The sequence below is a fragment of the Planosporangium thailandense genome (genome assembly GCF_011947195.1).
In the GTDB taxonomy this organism is placed as follows: Bacteria; Actinomycetota; Actinomycetes; order Mycobacteriales; family Micromonosporaceae; genus Planosporangium; species Planosporangium thailandense.
This window is the reverse complement of record NZ_JAATVY010000020.1, coordinates 103,855-115,948: the sequence shown is the minus strand read 5'-3', so window position 1 is coordinate 115,948 and position 12,094 is coordinate 103,855. Positions and strand designations below refer to the sequence as shown.

10 protein-coding genes are annotated in these 12,094 nt (G+C 72.2%); 4 read left to right on the top strand and 6 right to left on the bottom strand.

Annotated elements, in window-relative coordinates; all coding sequences use genetic code 11:
- Positions 1-98 precede the first annotated feature (98 nt).
- From HC031_RS23650 to HC031_RS23630, 5 genes are read right to left on the bottom strand one after another with little or no spacing between them, the layout of a single operon-like run.
- A complete protein-coding gene (locus HC031_RS23650; RefSeq protein ID WP_167927592.1) occupies positions 99-617 on the bottom strand; it encodes a DinB family protein in 519 nt (172 codons plus the stop codon).
- A gap of 46 nt (positions 618-663) precedes the next feature.
- Positions 664-1,578 (bottom strand): carbohydrate ABC transporter permease, encoded by a 915-nt coding sequence (locus HC031_RS23645; protein ID WP_167927591.1) that lies wholly within the window; start codon positions 1,576-1,578, stop codon positions 664-666.
- 16 nt (positions 1,579-1,594) lie between these two features.
- A complete protein-coding gene (locus tag HC031_RS23640; RefSeq protein WP_167927590.1) occupies positions 1,595-2,503 on the bottom strand; it encodes a carbohydrate ABC transporter permease in 909 nt (302 codons plus the stop codon).
- 15 nt (positions 2,504-2,518) lie between these two features.
- Positions 2,519-3,949 carry an N-acetylglucosamine/diacetylchitobiose ABC transporter substrate-binding protein gene (gene ngcE / locus HC031_RS23635; protein WP_205863138.1) on the bottom strand — a complete coding sequence of 477 codons (1,431 nt, stop codon included), beginning with the start codon at positions 3,947-3,949 and terminating at the stop codon, positions 2,519-2,521.
- Positions 3,950-3,989: 40 nt separating this feature from the next.
- Positions 3,990-5,774 carry a serine hydrolase domain-containing protein gene (locus tag HC031_RS23630; protein WP_167927589.1) on the bottom strand — a complete coding sequence of 595 codons (1,785 nt, stop codon included), beginning with the start codon at positions 5,772-5,774 and terminating at the stop codon, positions 3,990-3,992.
- 197 nt (positions 5,775-5,971) lie between these two features.
- Between HC031_RS23630 and HC031_RS23625 the strand changes: the two genes are divergently transcribed.
- Complete coding sequence (locus tag HC031_RS23625; RefSeq protein ID WP_338090800.1) at positions 5,972-7,309, top strand: exo-beta-N-acetylmuramidase NamZ family protein; 1,338 nt, start codon at positions 5,972-5,974, stop codon at positions 7,307-7,309.
- On the opposite strand, the gene HC031_RS23620 is transcribed toward HC031_RS23625, so the two are convergent.
- On the bottom strand, positions 7,288-8,349 hold the full coding sequence (locus tag HC031_RS23620) for a BadF/BadG/BcrA/BcrD ATPase family protein (protein WP_205863137.1): 1,062 nt from the start codon (positions 8,347-8,349) through the stop codon (positions 7,288-7,290). The two genes, HC031_RS23625 and HC031_RS23620, sit on opposite strands and share 22 nt — an antisense overlap.
- 78 nt (positions 8,350-8,427) lie before the next feature.
- On the opposite strand from HC031_RS23620, the gene HC031_RS23615 reads away from it, so the two are divergent.
- The 3 genes from HC031_RS23615 to HC031_RS23605 all read left to right on the top strand — a co-directional run bounded on the left by HC031_RS23615 (position 8,428) and on the right by HC031_RS23605 (position 12,048).
- The gene (locus HC031_RS23615; RefSeq protein ID WP_167927587.1) at positions 8,428-9,393 is read left to right on the top strand and encodes a MurR/RpiR family transcriptional regulator; all 966 of its coding nucleotides are present in this window, start codon (positions 8,428-8,430) and stop codon (positions 9,391-9,393) included.
- Positions 9,390-10,325 carry an N-acetylmuramic acid 6-phosphate etherase gene (gene murQ / locus HC031_RS23610; protein ID WP_167927586.1) on the top strand — a complete coding sequence of 312 codons (936 nt, stop codon included), beginning with the start codon at positions 9,390-9,392 and terminating at the stop codon, positions 10,323-10,325. The genes HC031_RS23615 and murQ overlap by 4 nt, the downstream gene beginning before the upstream one ends.
- Before the next feature lie 91 nt (positions 10,326-10,416).
- Entirely contained in the window at positions 10,417-12,048 is a 1,632-nt protein-coding gene (locus HC031_RS23605; protein ID WP_167927585.1) for a phospholipase C, read from the top strand.
- Positions 12,049-12,094: the final 46 nt, after the last annotated feature.

The window sequence follows — 12,094 nt, the reverse complement described above, 5'->3', positions numbered from 1 at the left end:
CCGCCCAACCGCGATTTCCGCCCAACCGCGCCGATCTTGGACACTTAGGCCGCCTATAGCTGGCACAACTGTCCAAGATCCGCGAAACGGGGCTCGCCCTACGTGCCCGTGGCGCCGTCGATGCGCTCGCGGAGTAGATCCGCGTGCCCGTTGTGGCGGGCGTACTCCTCGATCATGTGGATGTAGATCCAGCGCAAGGAGACCTCGCCGAACCGTGCGGTCACGGTCTCGTCGAGCGAGAAGCCGGCCGCGGCCTGCCTGGCGTGCTCCCACTCCGCGATCAGACGTTCGTAGTCGGCTTCGGCGCACGCCGGGTCGACCTTGTCGAAGCAGGCGTCCTGGCTCTCGCCGGTCCGGAAGTACAGCGGCTCGATCTGCTCGCCGCGCAGGCGCCGGCGAAACCAGGCCCGTTCGACGTCGGCCATGTGCCGGACCAGGCCGAGGAGCGACAGGTTCGACGGCGGCGCCGCCCATCTCACGAGCTGCTCGCCGGTGAGCCCGGCGCACTTGTACAGCAGGGTCGTACGGTGGCAGTCCAGCCAGCCTTCCAGCATGGTCCGCTCGTCGGCGATGAAGGGCTCGTCGATCCGGATGACCTCAGGCGCGATCCACGTCATCCGAGAATCATGACCCAGGTCGATCAATTCTGTCCCGCCCGCGCGCCTACTTGAGCTGGCCGGCGGTGAGTCCGGACTGCACCTGTCGATGGAAGACGGCGTAGGCCGCCAGGACCGGCAGCATCGCGATCACCATGCCGGCGAACAGGCCGCTGTAGTCACCGGCGTACCCCTCGTTGACCGCGAGCGCGGTCAGTCCCTGCGCGAGGACCCAGCGGTGCTCGGCGTCCCGGCCCTGCATCAGCACGATGGGCAGGATGTACTGGTTCCAGTGGCTCAGGAAGTTGAAGATTCCCACGCTGACCAGGCCGGGCCGGGCCATCGGCAGCATCACCCGGAAGAACAGCCGGTAGTGCCCGCATCCGTCGACGAGCGCGGCCTCGCTCACCGCCAGGGGCAGCGCGCGGAACACCGCGGTGAGGAAGAAGACCGTGAACGGCAGCGAGTACGCGGTGTAGACGAGCATGAGCCCGGGCAGCGTCCCGAGTAGGCCGAGGTTCTTCACCACGAAGAACAGTGGTACGAGGGCGAGGAAGACCGGGAACATCATGCCGCCCACGAAGGCGTAGTAGATCACTCGGTTGCCCCGGAAGGGGTACCGGGCGAGCACGTACGCGGCCATCGCGCCGAGCAGCATGGTCAGCGTCAGCGAGCCGCAGACGACGATCACGCTGTTGACGAAGTACCGGCCGATGTGCGCGGTGTGCCAGGCGCGTACCCAGTTGTCCCAACGCAGGGCCGTCGGTGGGCTCCACGGCCGGGTCAGGATCTCCTCGTCGGTCTTGAACGAGCTGACCACCGCCCACAGCAGCGGGAAGGTGGTGAGCAGCGCCCATCCGAGCAGGAACACGTGGGAGAACGCGTCGACGAGGCCGGAGCCCCGCTGCGGCGGCCGGTCACCGACGTCCCGGCGCCGTCCGTCGGCGACGGCGTCAACCGGGGGCGCGGCGGTCGTCGTCATCGTGCGACACCCCTCTCTACAGCTCCACCCGCTCGCGCCGGGTGGCGCGCAGCGCGAGGACCGCGATGGACAGGGTCAGGAAGAGCATCGCCACCCCGATGGCCGAGGCGTACCCGAACTTCGCGTCGCCGAAGGCGGTGCTGTACAGCCGCAGCCCGATCACGTCGGTGCGCAGGCCCGGCCCGCCGTCGGTGATGATCTGCACCAGCGCGAAGCCGTCGAGCGCCACGATCGCCAGGTACACCCAGGCGACCTGCACGGTGTCCCACAGCAGCGGCACGGTGATGCGCAGCAGCGTGGTGGCCCGGCCGGCGCCGTCGAGGAGGGCCGCCTCGTAGATGTCGCGCGGCACGGCCTGCATGCCGGCGCCGAAGAGCACCACGTAGAAGCCGACGTTGCTCCACACCATGACCGCGACGACGCACCAGTACGCCAGGGCGGGATCGCCCAGCCAGGGACGGGCCAGCCCGCCGAGGCCGACGGCGCGCAGCGCGCCGTTGACCAGGCCGCTGTCCGGCGCGTACATCTCCTTCCACAGCACGCCGATGATCGATACCGACAGCACCTGGGGGAAGAAGTACACCAGCCGGTACAGCGGGGCGCCGCGGACGCCGCGTACGCCGGCCCGGTCGCGGCGGCCGCCGACGCTGAGCATGGACGCGAAGAACAGCCCGAGCACGATCGTGACGACCGGCAGCACCGCGAGCAGGATCGCGTTGTTGCGCAGCGCGTTCCACACGTAGTGGTCGTGCAGCAGCCGGGTGAAGTTGGCGAGCCCGACCACGTGGTACTCCGGTGACAGGCCGCCCCAGTCGGTGGTCGAGATCTGGAACGCCTGCACGTACGGCGAGATCACGAACAGCGCGTACAGCGCGAGCGGCGGCACCAGGAACGTCGCGATGAACAGGCGCTTGCCGTGGCGCATGGCCGCCGCACCCCCTCAGCCGCGCCGGTACTTGGCGACGGAGCTGTCCCGGGCGATCTCGTCGGCGCCCCGCTGACACTGGGCCACGAACTCGGCAGGAGTGATCCGTCTGGTGAACAGGTCCCCGCAGGCCGCGTCGACGAGGGTGCGCTCGAGCTTGCGGTAGTACGAGTTGTACACCCAGTTGAAGGTCGCGTCGCCGGACGCCGTGAGCGCTTTCGTCACCGACGCCAGCCCCGGCGGCAGTGGCAGCCCGTCGGCCGCGCCCCGTACGCAGGTGAGGCTCGCGACCTTGCGGGTGAAGTCCGCGGCGCCCTGCTTCGACAGCATGATCCGCAGGTACTCGAAGCCGCCGGCGACGTTGTGGGCCTTGGCGGGCACCACGAACGGTTCGCCGGTCGTGCCGCGCAGCGCCGCGAACGGCAGCTTGTCTCCGGCGGTGAGGTTCGGCGTCGGAGCGACCGTCATCTGGAAGCCGGCCGGTGTCACCGCCTTCTGTTCGTTCTCCAGCCAGGAGCCGCAGGAGATGAAGACCGCGTTGCCCCGGCACCATTCGGTCTGCGACTGGATGTGGTCCATGCCTTCCGAACCGGGCAGGATGTAGCCGTCGACGGCCAACTGGTAGTACGCGTCGGCGGCGGCCTTCACGGCGTCATGCTTCCACGCGTTGGGCTCGAGGTTGTCGATCGCGACCAGCACCTGCGGGCCGGCGAGCTTGGCCGCGGCGGCGAGGATCGGCCAGCTCATGTACCGCGGGTACTTGCCCTGGTAGGTCCATGGGGCGATGCCGGCCGCTTTGACCACCTTGCAGAGGGCGATCATCTCGTCCCACGTCCGTGGGTAGTGCCAGCCGTGGTCGGCGAGCAGCTTGGCCGAGTACCAGATCCCGTACGCCGTGTAGGTGTAGTTGAGCGCCATCGTGCGGCCGTTGTAGGTGCCGGGCAGCAGCGAGCCCGGCAGCAGCGTCTCGCGGACGGTGCGGCCCGGGTCGTCGAGGCTCGGCGCGTCGAGCAGCGGGGCCAGCTCGGTCAGGGCCCCCTGCGACACGAGGCCGTTGAAGTCGATCTGGCCCGCGCCGGAGTTGTCCACCACGTCCGGTGGGCTGCCGTCGACGAAGCGCGGCTGGAGCGTCTTCGCGATCTCCTGCGTCGCCGTGTGCCGCACCTCGGCCTTCGGGTGGCGCTGCCGGTACATCGCCTCGTGCGCCCGGGCGTACTCCTCGCCGAAGCCGCCGTTGAAGATGACCACCTCGAGCGGCGCGGTCTCGGACACCCCGAGCGGGTTTTCGCTGTTCTTCTTTCCCCGTGCCGTTTCCCGACGGGCGCCGCCGGCCATGGCGCAGCCCGGCAGGCCGGCGGCGGCGACGACGACCGCCCCGGCCGTGGCCGCGCGCGTGAGCAGGCGCCGCCGGGTCACCGGTGCGTCGTGGATGCTGGCTGGTCGCATGTGTACCCTCCTCCGGTGCGGCCGTACGCCGGCTGCGGCCCTAGCTGTCCGACAGGGCCCAGCCGACGGCGCGGAATCTGCCCGCGTCGGTGGTCTTGCCGTTGAACAGAGCGCCGGTACGGTCGCGGGCGAGCACCCGGTCGACGTAGACGCCGCGCCCCAGGCCGGCCGGGTCGGTGGTGTAGCTCCAGCGCAGGTGCGTGGCGCCGGCCGGGAGGGCAGCGGTGACCTCCCACCACCCGCGCCCGCCGTACCCGCTGACGGTGCCGGCGGCGCTCCAGTCGGCGCCCGGCGCGCGCAGCCGCATCGCGACCGGCGTCCAGGTGCGGCCGCCGTCGGACGAGGCTTCGAAGCGGACCGGGTCGAAGCCCGGTTCGGTGTCGTACCACAGCAGGAACGACGCCGCGGCGTCGCCGCCTGCCGGCCGGCGCAGCGGCGCGGTGAGCGTCATCGTGGTGCTGTCGCGCTCGGCGGCCCGCCAGGCGACCCCGCCGGCGGGGGAGCGTACCGGCACGGCGTCGGCGAGGTCGCGGGCCACGGCACGCCGGGAGTTGTTGTTGCCGCCCCAGTTGCGGTCCGGGTGTACGCGGTTGGTCAGCAGGATCACGAACGAGTGCGCCAGCGGGTCGATGACGAGCGAGGTACCGGTGAAACCGGTGTGGCCGAACGTCACCGGGGAGGCGAGCCCGTCCATGTACCAGTGCTTGTCGAGCTCGAAGCCGAGCCCGCGCCGGCTCTCCGGGTCGCTGGTTTCGAGCCGGGCGTTGTAGTTGACGAGCATGGCGCGGACGGTGCTCTCGCGCAGAATCCGATGGCCGGCGTACTCGCCGCCGTTGAGCAGCATCTGGCAGAAGATCGCGAGGTCGTCCACCGTGGAGAAGACGCCGGCGTGCCCGGCGACGCCACCGAGCGACCAGGCGTTCTCGTCGTGTACCTGGCCCCAGACCATGCCGCGCCCCGCGTACGGCTCGTACTCGGTCGCCGCGATGCGGGCCCGTTTGGCGGCCGGCGGGTTGTAGCCGGTGTCCACCATGGATAGAGGCTCGGTGATCCCGGTACGGACGGCGGCGTCGAGGCGCTGGCCGGTGACCCGGTGCACCAGTTCGCCGAGCGCGATCAGGCCGAGGTCGGAGTAAAGGTACTGGCCGCCGGGGACCGCGCCGGGCATGAGCGGGACCGCGAGCGCGGCGGCGAGGCGGCTGGGCGGGTCGGGGTAGTCGCTCCACAGCGACAGGTCCGCCGGCAGGCCACCGGTGTGGGTGAGCAGCATCCGTACGGTCACGCGGGCCTTGCCGCCCGCGGCGAACTCGGGCAGGTAGTGCGCGACCGGGGTGTCGAGGTCGATGCGGCCCCGCTCCACCTGCTGCATCACGACGACGGCGGTGAACAGCTTCGACACGGACGCCAGGTCGAAGATCGTGTCCGGCCGCGCCGGGATCTGCCGGTCCGGGGGCAGTTCCACGCCCGCCCGGCCCGGTGGGCCGCCGACGGCGCTGTACCGCACCGCCTTTCCGGCCGCGGCGCGGGCGACCACGACGCCGTCTCGGGCGGCCAGCACGGTGGCGCCGGCGTAGGTGGGGTGGTCGGGGTGGTCGGCGGTCGGCGACAGGTACGCCCGGAGATCGGTACGGATCCGTTCGACGGGCCCGCGGAGCAGGCCCACCTGCTCGGGCGAGCCGGGGTGCAGCGTGCGGTGCTCGAACCGGATGTCGGCCGGCGAGACGCTGGGCGGCGCCGCGTCCGGTCCGCCGTTGCCGGCCGTTGTCACGGGCGCGGTGACCGGTAGTCCGGGCAGGCCGGAGAACGCCAATGCGGGTGTCGACATTGCGGGTGTCGAGATTGTGACCGTGCTGGCCAGTCCGATTGCGACGGCGGCCCATCGAAAGATCATCGATCACCTCCACGATCGTCGATGTCCAGGATGAAGTTTTCCTTCAGCTGTTTCAAGTGGACGGAAGGTTCTTGCCAACATGGGAGGGGGCCAACTAATTTGCCGTCATGGGGGGATGGTGGGGAGGAGCCGTGCGTCGTCGTCGCCTGCTGACCGCCGGGGCCGCCGCGATCGCCGCTGCCGGCAGCGGCGTGGCGGGGCAGCGCCCGGCGAGCGCCGCGGATACCCGCCAATCGCCGTATCGAACCTCCGCGTGCCGAACCTCCGTGCGCACCGGCCTCGACCGGCTGGTCGACAGTTGCTGGGCCACCCTCACCGGCCAGCGGATCGGGGTGATCTCCAACCCGATGGGCGTGGACCGCGGGTACCGCCACCTCGTCGACCTCATGCACGCCGACGCACGGGTGCACATCCGTGCGGTCTTCGGGCCCGAGCACGGCTTCCGGGGCTCGGCACAGGCCGGCGGCGGCGAAGGCACCGGCGTCGACGCCCGGACCGGCCTGACCGTCTACGACGCCTACGGCGCCAGCCAGGACCGGTGGACCGAGATGTACGCCGGCGCCGGCGTGCGGACCGTCGTCTTCGACATCCAGGACGTCGGCGCGCGCTTCTACACGTACATCTGGACCATGTACGACTCGATGGTGGCCGCCGCCCGCGCCGGCCTGCGCTACGTCGTACTCGACCGGCCGAACCCGATCGGAGGCCGGGCGTACGGGCCGATGCTGACCCCCGCCTGCGCCTCGGGCGTTGGCCGGAAGGCGATCGTGCAGCAGCACGGCATGACCGTCGGCGAGCTGGCCCGCCTCTTCAACGGCGAGTTCGTGCCGGCCGAGGCCGGCCGCGCCGTCGCGCTCGACGTCGTGGCCTGCCGGGGCTGGTCGCCCGAGATGATGGCCGGTGACACCGATGTGCCCTGGGTGCTGCCCAGTCCCAACATGCCCACGCCCGACACCGCTGTCGTGTACCCCGGCACCGGGATGTTCGAGGGGGTCGCGTCGATCTCCGAGGGGCGCGGCACCGCCCGGCCGTTCGAGCTGATCGGCGGGCCGGAGCTCGACTTCCACTGGGTCGACCGGCTGAACGCCGCGGGGCTGCCCGGCGTGCGCTTCCGCGAGGCGTACTTCACGCCGACGTCGAGCAGGTTCGCCGGCGTGCTGTGCGCGGGCGTCGAGGTGAAGGTGACCGACCGGCGCGCGTACGACCCGATCCGGACCGGCGTGGCGATGCTCGTCGAGGCCCGACGGTACCCGTCGTTCGCCTGGCGGGCCGATTCCTGGGACCCCGTCCGGCCGTACTGGATCGACAAGCTCACCGGCTCCGACCGGCTACGAACCATGATCGACGCCGGCGCCTCGACCGCGGACGTCGTCGACGCGTGGCGCGCCGAACTGGCCGCGTTCGACGCGCGCCGGCGACCGTACCTGCTGTACCGGCGCTCCGAGCGTCATCCCGGCTCGGGCGGCTGAGCACCGGCGGGCGGCTGAGCTCCGGCGGGCGGCTGAGCTCCGGCGGGCGGCTGAGCTCCGGCGGGCGGCGGTGTCCCGGTCAACCGCGCGTGCGCCTCGGCCGGCACCGGCCCGCCGCGCAGCCGGCCGACAGCGATGGCGGCGGCGCCGGCCGCGCCGTCGCGCGCGCTGAGCGCGTCGAGGCCGAAGCGCTCGCGTACGCCGTGACGGACCGCGTCGGCCACCGGGCCCGCTGCGAGGAGCACCGAGCCGGCGAGGACGACGGGGCCGGTCGCGTACCGGGCCACGGTGTCGAGCGCGTGCAGCAGCCGGCCGGCGGCGTCGTCGGTGATCCGGCGGGCGGCGGGGTCGCCGGCCGCGGCGACCCGGCTGACCGCCGGGGCGAGCCGGCCCAGCTCGGCGGGCGGCACCGCGTACGCGGCCGCGACCAGCGCCTGGGCCTGCTGATCCGGGTCGCGACGGACCTCCGGGGTGGGCGCCAACTGTGCGACGACCGGTCCGGTCAGGGCGGTCGGGGCGGCGCGCCCGTCGAGGGCGGCGAGGACCGCACGGACCGCCGCCCGGCCGATCCACACCGCCGAGCCCTCGTCGCCGAGCAGCCAGCCGTACCCGTCGCAGCGGTGCACGCGGGCGCCGTCCCGGTAGGCCGCCGCCACCGCCCCGGTGCCGGCCACCAGCAGCAGGCCGGTCGGCGCGGCGGTACCGGCGGCGTACGCGACGTCGAGGTCGGGCAGCACGTGTACCTCGCCGGACAGGCCGAACCGTCGCCAGGCCGTCGTCGCCGCGGCCTGCGCCGCCGGGTGTCCGGCCGCACCCGCGCCCGCCATGCCGACGACGCCGAGCGCGACGCGGGCGCTGTCCACACCGGACAGCGCGGTCCGCAGCGCGGCGGCAAGGGCGTCGGCGGGGTCGCCGGCGCTGGACCGCTGGTTCGCCCCGCCGGCACGGCCCCGGCCCACGACGTGGCCGTCGAGTGTCGCGACCACACACCGGGTCGTCGTGGCGCCCGCATCGACGCCGATCACCAACCGTGCGCGCACACCTGGACGGTAGCCGGTCGTGTGCCGGCCCCACTGCACTCATTGACGGAACACTCGAATGGAAGGAAACTTTCCCACATGAGCGACGAGGATGGCGACGCCCCGGAGGTCACCGCCGCTGGGACCGCCGCTGGGACCGCCGTCGGTGCGGCCGTCGGTGCGGCCGCGCCGGCGACGGTGAAGCTGCGCGGCCTGCTGCCGGCGCTGTCACCGGCCGAGCGGCGCGTCGCGCAGGTGGTGATCGAGCAGGGCGCGACCGCCGCCGGTCTCACCATCACCGAGCTTGCCCGGCGCGCGGAGACCTCGGAGACCACGGTGATCCGGCTCTGCCGCACCATGGGCTTCGCCGGGTACCCGCAGCTGCGCCTCGCGCTCGCGGCCGAGGCCGGGCGGTCGCGTGACGACGGCGCGCACGACCGGGCGCTCGGCGGGGACATCGGCCTGAGCGACGACCTCGCCGAGGTGGTCCAGAAGATCGCGTTCGCCGACGCGCGGGCCATCGAGGACACGGGCGCGCAGCTCGACGTCGACGTGCTGGAACGGGTCGTGGCGGCGGTGGTGGCCGCCGGCCGCGTCGACATCTACGGCGTGGGCGCCAGCGCCTTCGTCGCCCAGGACTTCCAGCAGAAGTTGTACCGGATCGGCCGGATCGCGTACGCCTGGTCGGACCTGCACGCCGCGCTGACCAGCGCCGCACTGCTCGGTGAGCGCGACGTCGCGTTCGGGATCTCGCACACCGGCGCGACGATCGACACCATCGAGGCGCTCCGGGAAGCCGGCGGGCGGGGCGCCCTGACCGTCGCGCTCACCAACTTCCCCAGGTCGCCGATCGCGGAGGTCGCCGACCTCGTCCTCACCACCGCCGCGCGCGAGACGACCTTCCGCTCCGGCGCGATGGTCAGCCGCCTCGCCCAGCTCACCGTCGTCGACTGCGTGTTCGTCGGCGTGGCGCAGCGGACCTACCCGCAGACCCGGGCGGCGCTGGAAGCCACGTACGAGGCGGTGCGGTCCCGCCGCGCCCGCACCCCCCGGGAGCGCCGATGACGCGCATGGACGGCCCGCCCACCGAGGCCCGCAACCCGCGGACGGTCGCCATCGACGAGCTGCCGACGCTCGACGTCCTGCGACTGCTCAGCGCCGAGGACGCGACCGTGCCGGCCGCGGTGGCCGCCGCGCTGCCGCGCCTGGCCGACGCGGTCGACCTGGTGACCGCCGCGCTCGCCGCGGACCGTCGACTGCACTACTTCGGCGCGGGCACGTCGGGCCGGCTCGCGGTGCTGGACGCGGCCGAGGTGCGGCCGACATTCGGGCTCGCGGCCGATCGGGTCGTGGCGCACCTGGCCGGGGGAGAGCGGGCGATGACGCACAGTTCCGAGTCGGCCGAGGACGACGTGGCGGCCGGCGCCGCGGCCGCCGCGGAGCTCAGCGACGGTGACGTCGCCGTGGGGGTGACCGCCAGCGGGCGTACCCCGTACGTCGGCGGCGCGCTGCGCGCCGGACGGGAGCGCGGCGCGCGTACCGTGCTCGTCTCGGCCGACCCGCGGGCGGCGCTGGCACCGTTGGCCGACGTGCACGTCGCCGTCGACACCGGGCCCGAGGCGATCACCGGCTCGACCCGGCTCAAGGCCGGCACCGCGGCCAAGCTGGTGCTGAACTCCCTGTCGACAGCCGTCATGATCCGTCTCGGCCGGACCTACTCCAACCTGATGATCGACATGGTGGCCTCCAACGACAAGCTGCGCGGCCGCCAGGTCCGGATGCTCGCCCAGGCCACGGGGGCCGACCCGGACGCCTGCCGGGAAGCGCTGACGGCGGCGGCCGGTGACCCGAAGGTGGCGCTGGTGACGCTGTTGTCACCGGCCGGTCCCGAGGACGCGCGGCGGGCTCTCGCCGACGCGCGGGGCATGGTTCGCAACGCGCTGCGCGCGCTCGCGCCGCCGGCGCCCGGCCCCGCCGGCGATCCCTACCAGCGATAATTGTCGATGGCAGTGAAATTCACCCGGCTGTCACGAGTTGATCAGGCGATAGATCTTCGTTTGTGGATGCCGACGGCCTAGCGTCGGCACCATGGACCGACACGTGCCCCCCACCCACGGCAGCCGGCTGGCCCGCCTGCGGCCGCGAACCCGGCGCACCGCCGGCCTCGCGGCCGTGGCCGCCGCCGGCCTCGCGCTGGCCGCGGCGGCGCCCGGCTTCGCCGCCGGCGACGACCACCCGAAGGGCGCCACCGCCACCCCGATCCAGCACCTCGTGGTGATCTTCCAGGAGAACGTCTCGTTCGACCACTACTTCGGCACCTACCCGACGGCGGCGAACACCGACGGCACCCGGTTCGTCGCGAAGCCCGGCACCCCGACCGTCAACGGGCTGACCGGGCCGCTGCTGACGGCCAATCCGAACACCGCCAACCCGCAGCGGATCCCGTCCACCACTCCGCTGACCTGCGACCAGGACCACGGGTACACCGCGGAGCAGAAGGCGTTCGACGGCGGCCTGATGGACGCGTTCATCCAGAACACCGACGTCGAGTCCTGCGCGGCGCCGGACAAGAGCCTGCCCGGCCTGGTCATGGACTACTACGACGGCAACACCGTCACGGCCATGTGGAACTACGCGCAGAACTACGCGATGAGCGACAACTCGTTCGACACCGTCCTGGGCCCGTCCACGCCCGGCGCGCTCAATCTGATCTCCGGGCAGACCCACGGCGGGTACGCGGTCACCCCGGCCGGCGCGAAAACCACTGACTCGTACGCGGTCGTCTCGCCGGACGCCAACGGCGTCGGCACGGTGATCAACGACCCGGACCCGGCCTTCGACGACTGCTCCAGCACCAAGCACAACCGCGTGGTGATGCAGGGCCGCAACGTCGGTGACCTGCTCAACGCCAAGAACGTCACCTGGGGCTGGTTCCAGGGCGGCTTCCGGCCGACCTCGACGGTGAACGGCACGGCGGTGTGCGGATCGCAGCACGCCAACGTCGGCGGCGCGATGCAGACCGACTACAACCCGCACCACGAGCCGTTCCAGTACTACCAGTCGACCTCGAACCCGCACCACCTCCCGCCGTCCTCGGTGGCCGCGATCGGGCACACCGACCGGGCCAACCACCAGTACGACCTGGCCGACTTCGACGCGGCGCTGGCCCACGGCAACCTGCCCGCCGTCTCGTTCCTCAAGGCGGCCAACTACCAGGACGGCCACGCCGGCTACTCCGACCCGATCGACGAGCAGCACTTCGTCGTCAACATGATCAACGCGCTGCAGAAGTCGAAGGACTGGAAGTCCACGGCCGTGGTCATCGCCTACGACGACTCCGACGGCTGGTACGACCACGTCATGCCGCCGATCGTCAACGCCTCGAACACGTCGCTCGACGCGCTGAACGGCGCTGGCAAGTGCGGCAGCGCCAACCGGGCGCCGCTGGGCGGGTACGCCAACCGCTGCGGGTACGGGCCTCGCCTACCGCTGCTGGTCGTCTCGCCGTACGCGAAGAGCAACTTCGTCGACCACACGACCACCGACCAGACCTCGATCCTGCGGTTCATCGAGGACAACTGGAGCACCGGCCGCATCGGCGACTACTCGTTCGACGCTCTCGCCGGTCCGCTGACCAACATGTTCGACTTCGGCCACCGCAACGACCGGAAGCTCCTGCTCGATCCGACCAGCGGGGCGCCCCTGCACGGCGACCACTGAACCGACTATCTCTGAATCGACGCCACGCGTGAATCGTCCCGCCGGT

Excerpts from the sequence above, each read along its gene's own strand:
- murQ (WP_167927586.1), top strand. The coding sequence starts at position 9,390 with ATGACGCGCATGGACGGCCCGCCCACCGAGGCCCGCAACCCGCGGACG.
- HC031_RS23645 (WP_167927591.1), bottom strand. The coding sequence starts at position 1,578 with ATGACGACGACCGCCGCGCCCCCGGTTGACGCCGTCGCCGACGGACGG.
- HC031_RS23640 (WP_167927590.1), bottom strand. The coding sequence starts at position 2,503 with ATGCGCCACGGCAAGCGCCTGTTCATCGCGACGTTCCTGGTGCCGCCG.
- HC031_RS23630 (WP_167927589.1), bottom strand. The coding sequence starts at position 5,774 with ATGTCGACACCCGCATTGGCGTTCTCCGGCCTGCCCGGACTACCGGTC.
- HC031_RS23650 (WP_167927592.1), bottom strand. The coding sequence starts at position 617 with ATGACGTGGATCGCGCCTGAGGTCATCCGGATCGACGAGCCCTTCATC.
- HC031_RS23615 (WP_167927587.1), top strand. The coding sequence starts at position 8,428 with ATGAGCGACGAGGATGGCGACGCCCCGGAGGTCACCGCCGCTGGGACC.
- HC031_RS23605 (WP_167927585.1), top strand. The coding sequence starts at position 10,417 with ATGGACCGACACGTGCCCCCCACCCACGGCAGCCGGCTGGCCCGCCTG.
- ngcE (WP_205863138.1), bottom strand. The coding sequence starts at position 3,949 with ATGCGACCAGCCAGCATCCACGACGCACCGGTGACCCGGCGGCGCCTG.